This window comes from Polaribacter porphyrae, from assembly GCF_002954685.1.
GTDB lineage: Bacteria > Bacteroidota > Bacteroidia > Flavobacteriales > Flavobacteriaceae > Polaribacter > Polaribacter porphyrae.
In genome coordinates this window covers 2568760-2584643 of sequence record NZ_MSCN01000001.1, presented here as the reverse complement: position 1 = coordinate 2584643, position 15884 = coordinate 2568760, and the positions used below count along the sequence as shown (strand labels likewise).

Genomic DNA, 15884 nt, shown 5'->3' with positions numbered 1-15884 from the left:
GTAAACAGTTGGCAGTAACAGTTTACAGTATTTTAACGAATGAAATTTTATTGAATTGTGTTGTCAATTTCTTGGCACAATTCAATTAAAACTCCATTGGTAGTTTTAGGATGCAGAAAAGCAACTAATTTGTTATCAGCTCCTTTTTTAGGCGTTTCATTCAAAACTGTAAAACCTTCTTTTACTAATCTTTTTATTTCGGCCTTAATATCATTTACAGCGAATGCAATATGATGAATACCCTCTCCTTTTTTTTCTATAAATTTAGCAATTGGACTTTCTGGTTTCGTAGCTTCTAACAGTTCAATTTTGTTAGAACCAGTTTTAAAAAAAGAAGTTTTTACGCCTTCAGAGGCAACTTCTTCTATCTTATAATGTTTTTCTCCAAAAAGTAATGCAAATAGTTGATTCGATTTTTCTAAATCTTTTACAGCAATACCAATATGTTCTATTTTATCCATAATGTAAAAATAGAAAAAACCAGTAAAGAATTTTCTTTACTGGTTCTTAAAATATAATTATCTATTTTATTTAGCGTTAATTACTAAATTATCTAATTCGTAAGTGCCATCAAAATCTTCATCACCATTACCAGTATATTTAAATGCTATATAAACTGAACCTGTATAATCTGACAAATTAATAAATGTTGATGAGAAGAATTCTCTAAAGTTACTACTGTTTGATGCGATTCTAGCAGGAAGAGTTTCCCAAGTAGCTGATGAAACTCCAGCTTCTGTACCATCCCAATCTGTAGAAATTAAAACTTCTAATTCACTACCATCAGCAAAGGATGTTGATGTTTCAAAAGATAAATATTCTTCTGTGGTATTGTCTAAATCAATATCATTTGTAATTAACCAAGTGATGGTGCTTGCATCACCAGATCTAAAAGAACCTACTCTAGCAGCTCTACTTCTTGTATTAGTATCAAAATAAGATTCCCAAGATTCAGTACCAGCTTCTCTGTAGTTTGTCCATCCATTTATGTTAATATTTCCTGAAGTAGTATCAAAATTTTCGTCTAAAAGTGTTGTTGGAAAATCTACTAAAGGTGCTGGTGTACATTTTGTTCCATTCATATCAACATCAGCAGCAGAGTTAAGTACCAATACTGTAAAATCTCCACCAAAGTCTCTAGTTACTATTCCGTTTAAAGACCCACCACCATCTGGTAATGCAATATTAGCAAAATCTGCAAAGGAACTAGTTTCGACAAAAGAATCTACAAAACCTAAACCTTGACAAGTTTCAATTTTTCTTTTTGTATCAAAATCTTCTGCTGGGTCTATGTATGCTTTACCCTCAACATCTCCAGAAAAGAAAGCATTTTCAACTTTAACATAAGTTCCGATATTAGAAACATTATCAATTCCTCCTAAAGTAACTATTTTTGGAACTATTATTTCAGTATTTTGTGAACGAAAAATATGATTTCCAGACTGATTTAGTGTTATACTTTCGATTTCTCTAGTATCTGTTAATTTAATTTTACCTCCAATAGCTGTAACACCATCTCCAGAGTTTGTTTCACCTACATAAATACCTTTTAGTCTTATATAAACTTCTCTACCAAAATTATATTTATTGTAAATATCATTAAGATTTAGCGCTACTTTTATTCCAGAAGTAGGATTATTAGGTTTGTCTTGCATGTAAAATTCTCTAAAAAAATTACCACTTGCATCAGAAGAAACCACATATCCTTTTACCACTATGTTAGATGCAATTTTTACAGGATCATTGCCAGAAATATAAAGAGCTTTTACATCACTTATAGATTTCAATTCTAAAAGGTTATTGTTGATACTATCTAATAGGCTATTTAATTTTATATTTTCCTCAACTCCTAAAGTTTGTGGTACAGAATAATCTGCATCATCTACACAAGATGTAAAAGAAATACTAGTAACAAAAGCTAGTAATAAGATGATTATTTTATTTGTTTTCATATCTATTTGTTATTTTATTAAAATCTTAAGTTTACGTTTAAAAAGTATGTAGCACCTCTACCATACCAATATCTATTACCAAATACTGGAGTTTCTAGCGCTTTATCATCTCTTAATTGTCTAAAGTTAGCATTTCTCCCTTGTTCAAATCCACCAGATTTGTATTCTTCTCCAAATAAATTATTAACTGTTGCAAAAACACTAATAAACTTATCACCAATTCTCCATGATTTACCTCCCATTAAATTCACAACCATGTAATTATCAAACTTTTCTTGTTGTAGCAATTCTCTTGCTAAAACAGGATCATAATCGTTAAAAGGTAAGCCATCTGCGTCTTCAAAGAAATTTGAAGATCTGTTTAAAGGAGCTACGTCTACATAAATATTAGAGAAGAAGTTTGTAGTGGCTCCTATCCACCAATAATCTGGATCTCTATATTCAAAACCAACTGAATATGCATTTTGTGGACCAGAAGCAAGCTTGTAATTTTCTAAATTAGATACATAATCTTTAGATCTAAAATCGCTATCAAAACCACCATTATCAGCAACATCAGAAGTTAAGTATAAATTTGGATTGTTTGCATATGTAAATTGCCCTATAGAAGCTGCACCTTTCAGCTTTATTGTGGGTGTTATTTGAGCCTCAATACCGAGTTCTAAACCAATATGTTGTCTCTCAATTCCTGAAAGTATTTCTTGTACAAAGGCAGTATTATCTCCTCCTACACCATCAGCAAAATAGAAAGAAATTTCAGTTGCATCAGAAATATTTGTATAATACCCTGTTAATCTTGATGTAATTATTGGGCTTCTTATAATATAACTTAAGTCAGTAGATAGAACTTTCTCACTTTGTAGATTATCTACAGTTGCATTATTTTCTCTTGAATTTGAGAACGAATTTCTAATTGTTGGTGCTTGAGTCATGTAACCAGCATTGAAATCAATTAAATGACGACCTGTAATTTTATAGGTTAAACCTGCTTTAACACCATAATTGGTAAAATCTAATTTTTTTGATTTTCCTAATGAATTATTTTCAAAACGTCCATTTTGATATAAGCCTTCTCTTTGATGAGTGGTTTTTGAAACATTTAAAGCTCCATAAAAATCAACTTTATTGTATTTAAATTGTGCTTGTGTAAATGCACCAACTACATCTGAATTTAATCTAAAATTATATCTGAAAGTATCACCTACACCAACTACTCTGTTAGGATTCAGTAAATTGTTTTGCTTTTTATCTGGTGTAGCTGCAAAAGGATTAATATCTAAATATCCATTACCACCCAATAAATCGATAACTTCAGCAAAACTATGAGAACGTAGGGCTCTATACTCTAGTTTCGCATTTAATGTAATATTATCATTTATAGCAGCATTAAGAATAGTATTAACACTCAATTGCTTATCATCATTTCTATCTTCATACAAAACATAAGCATTATTTGCATTATTGCTTGCGTTAGTAACATTTGCATCAAAAATTCTATTCCAGTCTAATTGTCCATCATTTTGAAATCTTTGTTGAGATAAATAAGCTTCTGCTAAATCACCTCTCCTAACTTCAAAACTTGGTAAATATTGATAATATGTAGGGCTTGGGTTTGCACCTCCATTAAAATCTATACGACTGTTACCAATTTTACCAAATTGATACCCAACATTTGTATTTAAAGAGGTATTTTCTGAAATGTCCCAATAATGATTTAACATAATAATAGGTTCAACTACTTCTTTAATTCTAGAGTTTATTTTTCTTCCATTTAAATACCCCCAGTAATCATTGTACTCAATTCCTTTTAAATCAAAAACCTCTTGTGTGTTTGGTGATGATTTACCTCTTCTATTAGGTGTAAAAATTGATGTTAAGTTAATACTATGATTCTCTCCCAACTTCTTTTCTATTGAAGCAAAAAGTGAGTATGCATTATAAGAAGTACCTTCATTAAAGCCTTCTAAGCCTGCTCTTCTACTTCCAGAAAAAGTAAAAGCCCAACCACTTTCTAGCATTCCTGTAGAGTGAGTAGCCATAACTCTATGTACATAACTTCTATTTGATGATGAATATGATATTCTTGTACCTGATCTCTGTTGAGAGGCTCTTGTATCTATATTAGTAGAACCTAATACTCCACCAAAAGTAAAGTTAGATGGTGCTAAACCATTACTAAACTCTTGATTTCGTAATACATCATTTAAGCCACCCCAATTACTCCATTGTGCTCTACCATCAAAAAGTTTGTTCATTTCAATTCCATTGATAAGAACTTTTCCGTTTCCAGAATCTAAACCTTTAATTCTAAAAAATGAAGAACTGAATTCAAAAGCCGCTGTTCTTAAATAAATATCTCTAGTCGCTTGTAATAAACCAGCAATATTGTCTGCAGCACTTGCATCATCATTTAACTCGTCATCAGTAATGGTAATTAAACTTAAATCTTGATCTTCGCTAAAATCTTTGTAAAGCAATATAGTGCCTAAATCTACGGTTTTACCAAAAAGGTCGATAGGAAAATTTTGAGTTTCGTAACCTACAAGTTTAATCTCTAAAATGTAGCTACCATTTGGTATGTTTTTTATTGTAAAAACACCATTTGCACCAGTAGTTTCGGTTGTTGGTGTATTTACAATACTAACCAAAACACCCTCTAGAGGATTTTCAGAATCGCTATCTGTAACAATTCCTTTTACAATATTTTGTGCATTAATCCCCATAACAAAGGAAAAAAACACTAATATTGATAGAAAAGATTTTCTCATAAATGTTTGTTTGTATTTGTGTAAATTACATGCAAAAATGCTTGTAAAATTAACAAATTTTAACAAACGCTAATGTTAAAATAACATTATATAATTTTTGGCATCCATTTTGTTTTATAAGTTTGTAAATAAATCGTTTGTAAATGAAAAAAATAATACTATTAATAGTAATTCTATTACTTGCAGTTTCTAATTCTTTTTCTCAAAAAAAAGGAAAAAAATATACTATTAGAACCATTGCTTTTTACAATCTAGAAAATTTATTTGACACTATTAATGATACATCTATTAATGATGAGGCAAGCCCTATGATGGAACTCAAGGCAAATAGATCTAAAGTGTATTGGGATAAAATTGATAAATTGGGTAGCGTAATTTCTCAAATTGGTGCAGATAAAGCCAATACAAGCCCTGCTATTATTGGCGTTTCTGAAATTGAAAACTTGAGTGTTTTAGAAGATTTGGTAAAATCGAAACATTTGGTTAAAAAAAGATATGGTATTATTCACTATGATTCTCCAGATAAACGAGGAATTGATGTAGCTCTATTATATCAAAAAAGATATTTTAAGCCTATATTTCATGAAGCATATAACCCAAATATTTATAGAAATAATAGAAAAGTATATACAAGAGATCAATTATTGGTATCTGGTTATTTAGATGATGAGTTAATACATGTAATTGTAAATCACTGGCCCTCTAGAAGTGGAGGAGAAGCAAAAAGTAGGCCTTTGCGTGAAAAGGCTGCTTATCAGAATACAAAGATTATTGCACAAATTAGAGAAAAAGAACCTAATGCTAAAATTTTAACGATGGGAGATTTTAATGATGATCCTATAAATTCTAGCTTTAAAAAGGTTCTAAAAACAAAATCTAAAAAGAAAAATGTAGGTGAGAATGATATTTATAATCCTTATGAAGATTTACACAGAAGAGGTTTTAACACTTTAGGATATAGAGATAATATCAACCTATTTGATATGATTCTCATTTCATCACCTTTGTTAGATAAAGGCGAAAAAGATTTTTCTAGCTATAAAATGTTTCAAGCAAAAATTTTTAACAAACGTTTTTTAACAGGAAGAAAGGGACAGTATAAAGGATATCCTTTTAGAAGTTTCTCAAATGGTGCTTATACAGGTGGTTATTCAGATCATTATCCTGTCTATATGTATTTAATCAAAGAAAAGAAATAGAATTTAGTGTTTTATTTAAAATACAAAACCCACAACATACTATTTGTTGTGGGTTTTTTGATAAAAAATTATTGCCTTTATTATAAACTATTCTTTTACAGAAACAAATCTATAATATAAGTATGTGTAAGCGTCTCTAGGTATAATTGTTATCCACTTTTTATGCTTTAAATACCATTTAAAACGTATAGAATTAACTCCTTTAGTTAAATAGGCAGCAATAAAAGGATGTATATGTAATTGTATCTTTTTATTGGTTGATTTGCTGTTTTGAGATTTAGCAATAAATTTTTCTAAATCTGCTTCTATTTTATCTAATAAAACTATTGGAGCTTCTACTTGTCCGTTTTTATTTGGATTTTCTTCGGTAGTTTTAATGCTTAATTCAGGTCTTACTCTTTGCCTTGTTATTTGCACTAGTCCAAATTTACTTGGAGGTAATATTTTATGCTTTGTTCTGTCTAAAGACATGGCTTCTTTTAAATGCTGAAACAGTTTATTTCTGTTTTCGGTTTTGTGCATATCTATAAAATCAATAACTATAATGCCTCCCATATCACGCAATTGTAATTGACGTGCTATTTCTGAAGCAGCTATTAAATTTACTTCTAATGCAGTTTCTTCTTGAGAACCAGCTTTATTTGAACGGTTTCCGCTATTAACATCAATAACGTGTAAGGCTTCTGTATGCTCTATTACTAAATAGGCTCCTCTACTCATGGAAACTGTTTTTCCAAAAGAGGTTTTAATCTGTCTTTCTATTCCATATTTTTCAAAAATAGGAGTAGAAGACCTATGAAGCTTTACAATTTTTTCCTTTTCAGGATAAATTTCTTGTAAATACTCTTTAATTTCTAGTTTAAGAGTTTCATCGTTAGTTACAATATTTGTAAAAGTTTCGTTCATTACATCTCTTAAAATAGAAGATGCTCTGTTTAACTCGCTTAAAATTTTAGTTGGTGTATTTGTGTTAGGTATTCTTTTACACATCGTTTTCCAACGATCTAAAGAGTTTTGCAAATCTTTATCTAACTCTGCTACTTTTTTACCTTCTGCAACAGTTCTTAAGATAACACCAAACCCCTTTGGTTTAATGCTTTTTGCCAATCTTTTTAAACGATCTTTTTCTTTTGGATCTGCTATTTTCTGTGATACAGATACTCTATTTGAAAAAGGTACTAAAACTAAAAATCTACCAGCTATTGATAACTCTGAACTTAATCTTGGGCCTTTTGTAGATATTGGCTCTTTTACAATTTGTACTAACAGGTTTTGGCCTGATTTTAAAACATCAACTATGCTACCGTCTTTGTTGATGTCTTGTTGAAATTTGAAATTTTTTAAAGTGAATTCTTTATACTTACCTGTGCTTACTTTCTTAATGAATGCATTTAATGAGTTTACTTGTGCACCTAAATCATGATAATGTAAAAAACCATCTTTTGGATAGCCTACATTAACAAATGCTGCATTTAAACCTGTTAACACTTTTCCTATTTTGGCTAAAAAAATATCGCCAACAGAAAATTTGTTATCAGTTGTTTCATTATTTAATTCAATAAGTTTTCCATCTCTTAATAAGGCAAAATCAATATCAGATGAATTACTACGAATTATTAATTCTGTTTTCATACTGAACTGGTTTTAACACTGCACTTTGTTGTGCAGATGGATTAATATTGTCAGGTATTTATAATACCAGTGAGGTTAGTTTAACCTCGATGTCAATGAACTTTTTTGTTTTTTCGCTAAACTGTAAACGAAAAAGTAAGCTAATGCTTACTTTTTCTTATGTCTATTTGCCCTAGCTCTTTTTTTTCTTTTGTGTGTAGAGATTTTTGCTCTCTTTCTTTTTTTACCACTTGGCATAATTGTTTCGTGTTTTTTAAACCCTGTAAGGGTTTAGATTAGTATTTTGTTACTTAACAGCTACTTTGTTTTTTACTCCTTCAGTAAAAGTTTTAGCTGGTTTAAAAGCTGGAATGTTGTGAGCTGGAATTTTAATAGTTGTGTTTTTAGAGATGTTTCTACCTGTTTTTTCAGCTCTAGTTTTAATGATAAAACTACCAAAACCTCTTAAATAAACGTTATCACCATTTTCTAATGCATCCTTAACTTCAGTCATAAATGCTTCAACAGTCGCCAAAACATCTGTTTTTTCGATTCCTGATTTGTCTGAAATTTTTGATACGATATCTGCCTTTGTCATGTCTATATATTTTGTGTATTAATTTCAAAAATGCGGATGCAAATATATGATAATTAATCAATTCCAAAAACATAAAGACTTAAAATTATATGATTTTTATGATGTAATTTTGCAAAACTATTTTTAATTGATGAATTTTTCTAATAAACTAATTTCGTGGTACTTACAAAATAATAGAGATTTGCCTTGGCGCAAAACAAAGAATCCGTATTTTGTTTGGCTTTCAGAAATAATGCTACAACAAACAAGAGTAGCTCAAGGAATGAGCTATTATTTAAAATTTACGGAAACATTTCCAACTATTTTTGACCTTGCAAAAGCAGATGAAAGCACTATTTTAAAAATGTGGCAAGGTTTGGGGTATTATTCTCGTGCACGCAATCTACACTTCACTGCAAAACACATTGTAAGTGAATTTAATGGCGAGTTTCCATCAACCTATGCAACCATTATTAAGTTAAAAGGAATAGGAGATTACACAGCTTCTGCAATTGCGTCTATTTGTTTTGATGAACCCACTGCTGTTGTAGATGGTAATGTTTACAGGGTTTTATCTAGATATTTTGGTATTGATACACCTATAAATTCATCTAAAGGAATAAAAGAGTTTAAAGAATTAGCACAAACCTTATTAGATGAAAATCAATCAGGAACGTATAACCAAGCTATAATGGATTTTGGTGCAATACAATGTAAGCCCAAGAAACCATTATGTATGTTTTGCCCATTTAATGAAAGTTGTGTGGCTTATCAAAAAAATAAGATTGATGTGTTACCAGTAAAAGAGAAAAAGCTAAAGGTTAAAAAAAGATATTTTAATTATTTGGTAGTTAAAACGGATGATAATAACACGATTTTAAACGAAAGAAAAGGTAAAGGTATATGGCAAGGTTTGTATCAATTTCCGTTAATTGAAAGCGATAAAATTATCAATAAAGATGAATTAATTTCATTAGAAGAGTTTATCAATTTTTTTCCTGAAGCAACCACAATATCACTTTATAATAAAAAAGAAATTGTACATAAACTCTCTCATCAACATTTGTACACTCAATTTTGGGTTATTGAAACTGCAACATTATCCAAAGCAAAAATTGATTGGAAATCAGTAGAGAAATATCCTGTACCTGTTTTAATTGCTAATTTTTTAGAAGATTTTCTATCTAAAAAGTAATTGATATTTTTAGTACATTTGATATAGAAATACAACAGCTATGGCAGGTACAATAAACAAAGTGATTTTAATTGGTAATTTAGGTGATGACGTAAAAATGCATTATTTTGATGATCAAAATTGTGTAGGGCGTTTCCCTATTGCTACATCAGAAAGCTATACCAATAAACAAACTGGAGAAAAAATAACCAATACAGATTGGCATAATATTGTGGTTAGAAATGGACTTGCCAAAGTTTGCGAAAAGTATTTAACTAAAGGCGATAAAATTTATGTTGAGGGTAAACTAAAAAATAGACAGTGGGAGCAAGATGGTGTTAAACGTTATTCTACAGAAGTTCAGGTAAATGAAATGACAATGTTGTCGAATAAGAGAAATACTGAAAATCAAAATACTCCTAAACAGAATCAGCAACCAACTTCTGTTCAGCCAACATCAATTGCGCCTGAAGAAAATGACGATTTGCCTTTTTAATAATCAAAACTACTGAATTTGGATCCAGATCCTGAACCTTTATTTCTGATATTATTAGCTTCAATTGATTTACTTACATCAATAAATATCATTGGGTTACTTATTCTGCTGGTATGTTCTGCCTTAATTTCTGGTACTGAAGTAGCTTTTTTCTCACTATCTCAAACCGACTTAAACGAATTAAGTAAAGAAGGAAAAGAAGATAATATAGTTGTAAAATTATTAGAAAAACCAAGAAAGTTATTAGCCACAATTTTAATAACCAATAACTTTATCAATATCTTAATTGTATTGCTTTTTGCTTCATTAGTAGAAGCTCTATTTGGTGATTTCAACTATGAATTAAACCTTTATTTTTTTAGTGTCCCAATTCGATTTTTAATTGAAGTAATACTTGTAACCTTTCTGATTTTGTTATTTGGTGAGGTTTTACCCAAAGTTTATGCTTCTAGAAACTCCTTACGTTTTTCTATATTGATGTCTAAATTCATCAACTTTGTAAATATTTTATTGACACCTTTTAGTTTACCATTAATAGCGGTTACAAAATTTATTGAGCGAAAGTTAGGTAACAAAAACTCAAATTTTTCTGTTGAAACACTTTCTCAAGCACTAGAATTAACTTCTGAAGGAGCTACTACAAAAGATGAGCAAAAAATTTTAGAAGGAATTGTGAGTTTTGGTAATACAGAAACTGTACAAATAATGAAGCCTAGAATAGATATTTTTGCAATTTCTGATGAAGAAAATTATGAAGTTGTTTTAGACAAAATTCTAAAAAATGGCTATTCAAGAAACCCTGTTTATAAAGAAAATATAGATACTATTATAGGTGTATTGTATGCAAAAGATTTATTAGCACATCTCAATAAGAAAAATTTTAAATGGCAAAGTTTAGTAAGAGAAGCTTTTTTTGTACCAGAAAACAAAAAATTAGATGATTTATTAGATGATTTTAGAGCTCGTAAAAACCATTTAGCAATTGTAGTTGATGAATATGGGGGTACAAGTGGTTTGGTTACTTTAGAGGACGTTATAGAGGAAATTGTTGGCGATATAAACGATGAATTTGATGATGATGATTTAAGTTATTCTAAAGTTGATGCAAATAATTACATTTTTGAAGGCAAAACCACCATTAAAGATTTTTGTAGAGTTTTTGATGATGAAGATGAAGCCATTTTTGAAGAAGAAAAAGGTGAGAGTGAAACACTTGCAGGGTTTTTATTAGAAATTTCTGGACGTTTCCCAAAAAAAGGAGAGAAAATAAACTTTAAGAAGTATACGTTTACTATAGAAGCACTTGATAAAAAAAGAATTAAACAAGTAAAAGCTACTAGAAATGCGTAATATAGTAATTAGTCTTTTGTCTCTAGTCTTTAGTCTCTTTTTTGTGGTTTCCTGTACAGATGATGTATTACCAAAACCAAAAGCCTATTTGAGTTTAGAATATCCAAAGAAATCATACAAAAAACTCGATTTAAAAAGACCTTACACTTTTAATATTTTAGAAAACACCACAATTATTAATGATAAAAATAATTGGTTAAAAATTAAATACCCAAAACTAAAAGCGTCTATAGATATAACTTATAGACCTGTTAATGATAACATGAAAGAGTTGTTGACAGAAGCAGAAAAATTAGTGTTTAAACACGCTGTAAAAGCAGAACAAATTATACCAAAAGATTTTGTAAATAAAGAGAAAAGAGTCTTTGGTAGTTTGTATGAAATAACTGGTAATGCAGCTTCTCATTTGCAATTTCATGTAACAGATAGTACCCATAATTTTATAAAAGGTTCCTTATATTTTTATGCAAAACCAAATTACGATTCTATTTTACCTGCTGTTGCTTACATTAAAGAGGATGTTTTAAGGTTGATGGAAACAATTGAGTGGAAAAAGCCCCTTTAATTTCCCAAAAGGGAAAAATCTTTATGGGGAATTATACTTTCAATAAGATAAAAGCTCTACACAGTCTTTTTTATATTTTGTATTGATTCTTTTTTCATAGTTTAAAATCTAATCCACAATCTCCATCTTCTTCAATAAAAAAGAAGCATTCATATTTTTGCAAATTCCTGTTTTTAAAGTGTAATCGAAATGTAATTCGTTGTTGTGAATCTCTGCATCAAAATAATAATTTTTGATTTTTTCGAATTCATTTTCCAACTCACACAAACTCACATCATGGGTTGCTATAATTCCTGTAGATTTTGATTTTGTGAGTTTTTTTACAAATTTTTTAGAGCCAATTGCTTTATCTTTACTATTTGTTCCTTTTAAAATTTCATCTAAAATGATAAAGTATTCTTTGCCTAAAGTGTCTTCATCAATTTCATCAACAATAAATTTTAAACGTTTTAGTTCTGAATAAAAATATGACTCATCTTCTGTTAAAGAATCTGTAGTTCGCATACTTGTTATCAATTTTATAGGTAGATATTCAAAATGCTCTGCACAAACTGGCAAACCACAATTTGCCATTACAATAGAAAACGAAACTGTTCTTAAAAACGTGCTTTTACCAGCCATATTTGCACCAGTAATAATAAAAAAATGTGCTGCATTAATGGTAAAATTGTTATCAATTCTTTTACTTGAATTTAATAAAGGATGCCCTAAATTCGTCGCTTTTATAATTTTTTTTGATGTTGTAATTACAGGAAAAACAAAAGTTGGATGATTGAATTTAAAATTTGCCAAAGAGTTTTGAGCATCAAAATAAGCAACCACATCAAACCAATTTTCTACAGTATGTTTGTAGGTTTTTATCCATTTTTCTACTTTACAAGCATTTGCAATTTCCCACAGAAATAAACCATTTCCTAAAACAGCAATAATAATATTGTTTCTATTATCAAAAGCATCTAAAATTTTAGAAAATGCTGCAAAAATTTGGGATGCTTTTTTTTCTTCAGATTGAATAATTTTTTGGTTTTCTACTAAATGTTCACAGCTGAATTGTTCGTTTTCAATTTCATTTAATAATTGATGATATTGTTTAAATGTTTCTCTTACTTTATCAGTTTCAGAATACAAATGATTCGTTTTTTTTAGAAATTTTCCTGTCATAAAAAGTCCGATAAAAAACCAAGTAGTTAAAAAGGAAAATGAAAGGAACCCAAAAGAAACCAAGCCAATTAATATTAAAGAAATAAAAGAAAATACAAATTGAATTTTAGGCAAAAAACTAGGCAAAACTGTTGTGTAGTTTACAATCCATTTTACAATAGAATTTGATTTGTTTTTTACAGTAACCAAACTTGCTAAAGCAGAAAAATGTTGACGCCATTTTACTTTTTTTGAAAGCTCATTTACAGCTTTTTGTTTCTCTAAAATAGCTTCAGTTTTATTCTCTGTTAGTAATTTTGCTAATGCAGTTTTTCCATCACTAGTAGTGGTTCTGTTTATATATTGAAAAAAAGAACCTCTACCAAATAAATCGATATCATTACTGTAGAAATGTAATGGATTAATAAATTCAGAACCAGCATCTAATTGATGAAAATCACCATTTAATACGCTAATTTCGGTCGTATTCATTTCAATTTTAGCATCAACAATTGCTTTTTCTCTTTTTAGTTTAATGTATTTAAATACTAAAAAAGAAAACAAAGTAATTCCTAAAAATGTGATAATAAAAACATCAGGATATTTGTCAAAAGTGAGGTAAATTAAAAAAGAAGTCACTAAAAATACAGCAAATCTAAAAATACCTAAATTGATGAGATTATTTTTAAGACGAGTCGCTTCTTTTTCTAATTCACTTTTTTGTGATGTATAAAAATCTATAGGATTTTTCATTAATTTTATTTGTAACTAGAAATTCCACCAGTCAAATTTAAAACTTTTAAATCTGGATATTTTTTCTTCAATTTTTCTGTAGCTCTGTAACTATTAAATCCTCTTTGGCAAACCATAACATATGTTTTATTGAAGTCTACTTCAATTTTTTTAGCATCAAATTTGTTGATATGTATGGTTTGATGCACTTCAAAGGGTAATTTTAATTTTTCTAAAACAGCTATGATTTCTAGATTTTTCGACTGTTCTCCAGATGACAATCTTCGTTTTAACGCTGATGGAGAGATCTGCCAATCAGGATTTTGACCTGCACAAGCAACATCAACATAAGTTTGTACTTTAAAAAGCTTTGCAATTTTTTCTTTTAAAACAGTTGATTTTAGCTTCATTTTTAACTGTGTATTTTGTAGCGAATTATAAATTAACAACTCATTAGTTAGTGGTTTTCCAATTCCTGTAATGATTTTTAAAACCTCATTTACTTGTGCAGTTGCAATCATTCCAACAATAGCATTTAAAGTTCCAGCTTCCTCACAATTAGGAATATCTTTTGCCATTTCTGGAAACGCATCTCTTAAATTTGCGGAATAACTTCCATCTTTTTGCAGTACATTAAATGTTGCTACATAACCATCAAATTTATACAAAGAACCATAAACCAATGGTTTTTTTTTAATGACACAAGCATCATTTAGCAAATATTTTGTGGGTAAAGAATCTGTGCCATCAACAACAATATTTACGTTTTCTATCAACTCAAAAACATTCTCTTTTGTAATTGGTTTATTGGTAAAACTTACTTCTGTAAAAGGAGCTCTTTTTTTTATAAATGCTGATAAAACTGCTGCTTTTGGTTTATCAACATCTTCTAAACTATAAAAAACTTGTCTGTGTAAATTGGTAACATCAACTGTGTCAAAATCTACCAAATGGATTTTCCCAACTCCACTTGCAGCCAAATACACAGCAATAGGACTTCCTAAACCTCCACAACCAACAACCAAAACAGATGCGTTTTGCAGTTTTTGTTGCCCAACTTCACCAATTTCTTGCAAAGTAGTTTGACGTTTAAAAAGTTGGTTTTTATCCATTAATTATTTATTTCACTTTTTGCAGCTTCGAACTCTTCTGGAGTATTTACATTTCGGATAAAATTATCATCAATTTCAACAATTTCAACATTAGAGTTGATTAACATTTTTCTTGGACAAGAATAACCTTGTGCTAAATATTGCAATAAAATAGGGTATGCTTTTGGTTCGTAAACGGTAATTAATGGCTCTACAAATTCTTTGCTTTTTCCTTTAATTGCAGTTGCCACTTTACTTGGATTTCTTTTTGATAAAAGTAATTTTATAATTTCTTCATTTACAAAAGGAACATCTGTTGCCAAAACAATCCAAGCAGCATTTGGGTCTTTTTGAAAGGCAGAACAAATTCCGCCAAAAGGACCAAGATTGTAAAAAGCATCTGGAATTTGAGATTTCTCGACTGCACTCGAAATGACATTTGAATCTCTAACAGAATAAAACGTTTCTAAATTATTATTTTCTAATAATTCTTTGGCAAATTCTTTTTGTGGTTTTCCAAAATAATTGAGTTCAGATTTATCTGTTCCCATTCTTGTGCTTTTACCCCCAACTAAAACCAAACCTTTTATAGGTGCAATTTGCTCTTGAACAAGATTATTTATGTGATTGGCTATTTTATCAACTTCATCAATTGTATAGCAAAGCTTATTTTTTATGTTTGGATATTTCTCCACTAAAAAATCAAAATATGCTGTTTCTTTTTTTAGTTTGATGATAAATTGAATAGCATCTAATTGTTCTAATCTTTTTAAAACGGATGCTTCTTTTGCTTCATCTAAAATTAAGATTTGTTTTGCTCCTTGATAATGATTTCCATTGATAAAAACATAATCATATTGTGCAAAATCTAATCTTTGTTGAAACTTATTGATGTTTCCAGAAGTTGTTATTTGTAAGTTTCCTTCGTGATGAAAAACATATTCAGACAATTTGTTTTCGTCTACATCTTTTGCATGTGAAGCATCAAAATATGCCAATTTATAATTTGATAATTTATGAGAAACTTTGTGAACTAAATCAGAAATAGTATTACAATTTGTTCCTAAAATAGAAATTTCATTTGGAGCAAAATTATCATTATCTCTTCTTGTTAAATTTGTATGTTTACTGTGTTTTTTCAAAATTTTAGTTTATTTACGTCTTTGCGAACAAAGTGAAGCAATCTGTTTATTATAAGATTGCTTCGTAAACTTGCAATGACAAATGTA

At 29.3% G+C, this 15884-nt stretch carries 13 protein-coding genes; 5 read left to right on the top strand and 8 right to left on the bottom strand.

The features are described 5' to 3' along the window. Window positions 1–47 precede the first annotated feature (47 nt). From mce to BTO18_RS11500, 3 genes are all read right to left on the bottom strand, one after another. Window positions 48–461 carry a methylmalonyl-CoA epimerase gene (mce, locus tag BTO18_RS11510; protein ID WP_105016361.1) on the bottom strand — a complete coding sequence of 138 codons (414 nt, stop codon included), beginning with the start codon at window positions 459–461 and terminating at the stop codon, window positions 48–50. Between the two features lie 66 nt (window positions 462–527). Then, a complete protein-coding gene (locus BTO18_RS11505; RefSeq protein WP_105016360.1) occupies window positions 528–1952 on the bottom strand; it encodes a DUF5689 domain-containing protein in 1425 nt (474 codons plus the stop codon). 17 nt (window positions 1953–1969) lie between these two features. After that, window positions 1970–4720: a TonB-dependent receptor gene (locus BTO18_RS11500; RefSeq protein ID WP_105016359.1), complete on the bottom strand. Its 2751-nt coding sequence runs from the start codon at window positions 4718–4720 to the stop codon at window positions 1970–1972. A gap of 143 nt (window positions 4721–4863) precedes the next feature. On the opposite strand from BTO18_RS11500, the gene BTO18_RS11495 reads away from it, so the two are divergent. After that, window positions 4864–5919, top strand: a complete 1056-nt coding sequence (locus tag BTO18_RS11495; RefSeq protein ID WP_105016358.1) for an endonuclease/exonuclease/phosphatase family protein — start codon at window positions 4864–4866, stop codon at window positions 5917–5919. An 87-nt stretch (window positions 5920–6006) separates the two neighbouring features. Here the strand turns inward: BTO18_RS11495 and BTO18_RS11490 are convergent, their stop codons facing one another. Both BTO18_RS11490 and BTO18_RS11485 read right to left on the bottom strand, forming a co-directional pair. Next, window positions 6007–7551 (bottom strand): Rne/Rng family ribonuclease, encoded by a 1545-nt coding sequence (locus BTO18_RS11490; protein WP_105016357.1) that lies wholly within the window; start codon window positions 7549–7551, stop codon window positions 6007–6009. Between the two features lie 286 nt (window positions 7552–7837). Then, window positions 7838–8128, bottom strand: a complete 291-nt coding sequence (locus tag BTO18_RS11485) for an HU family DNA-binding protein (protein WP_015481675.1) — start codon at window positions 8126–8128, stop codon at window positions 7838–7840. Between the two features lie 130 nt (window positions 8129–8258). Here BTO18_RS11485 and mutY point away from each other — a divergent pair, with 130 nt between their 5' ends. From mutY to gldD, 4 genes are read left to right on the top strand one after another with little or no spacing between them, the layout of a single operon-like run. Next, a complete protein-coding gene (gene mutY, locus BTO18_RS11480; RefSeq protein WP_105016356.1) occupies window positions 8259–9302 on the top strand; it encodes an A/G-specific adenine glycosylase in 1044 nt (347 codons plus the stop codon). A 40-nt stretch (window positions 9303–9342) separates the two neighbouring features. Continuing rightward, complete coding sequence (locus BTO18_RS11475) at window positions 9343–9777, top strand: single-stranded DNA-binding protein (RefSeq protein WP_105016355.1); 435 nt, start codon at window positions 9343–9345, stop codon at window positions 9775–9777. Window positions 9778–9795: 18 nt separating this feature from the next. Next, window positions 9796–11127, top strand: coding sequence for a gliding motility-associated protein GldE (locus BTO18_RS11470; protein ID WP_105016354.1), 1332 nt, complete (start codon window positions 9796–9798; stop codon window positions 11125–11127). Continuing rightward, the gene (gldD, locus tag BTO18_RS11465; RefSeq protein ID WP_105016353.1) at window positions 11120–11692 is read left to right on the top strand and encodes a gliding motility lipoprotein GldD; all 573 of its coding nucleotides are present in this window, start codon (window positions 11120–11122) and stop codon (window positions 11690–11692) included. Before BTO18_RS11470 ends, gldD begins: the two co-directional genes overlap by 8 nt. Window positions 11693–11800: 108 nt before the next feature. Here the strand turns inward: gldD and BTO18_RS11460 are convergent, their stop codons facing one another. Genes BTO18_RS11460 through BTO18_RS11450 form a run of 3 tightly spaced genes read right to left on the bottom strand, consistent with a single transcriptional unit; the run spans window position 11801 to window position 15797 of the window. Further along, window positions 11801–13585: a MutS-related protein gene (locus tag BTO18_RS11460; protein ID WP_105016352.1), complete on the bottom strand. Its 1785-nt coding sequence runs from the start codon at window positions 13583–13585 to the stop codon at window positions 11801–11803. A gap of 5 nt (window positions 13586–13590) precedes the next feature. Then, window positions 13591–14676, bottom strand: coding sequence for a HesA/MoeB/ThiF family protein (locus tag BTO18_RS11455; protein ID WP_105016351.1), 1086 nt, complete (start codon window positions 14674–14676; stop codon window positions 13591–13593). Further along, window positions 14676–15797, bottom strand: coding sequence for a molybdenum cofactor guanylyltransferase (locus BTO18_RS11450; RefSeq protein WP_105016350.1), 1122 nt, complete (start codon window positions 15795–15797; stop codon window positions 14676–14678). Before BTO18_RS11450 ends, BTO18_RS11455 begins: the two co-directional genes overlap by 1 nt. Window positions 15798–15884: the final 87 nt, after the last annotated feature.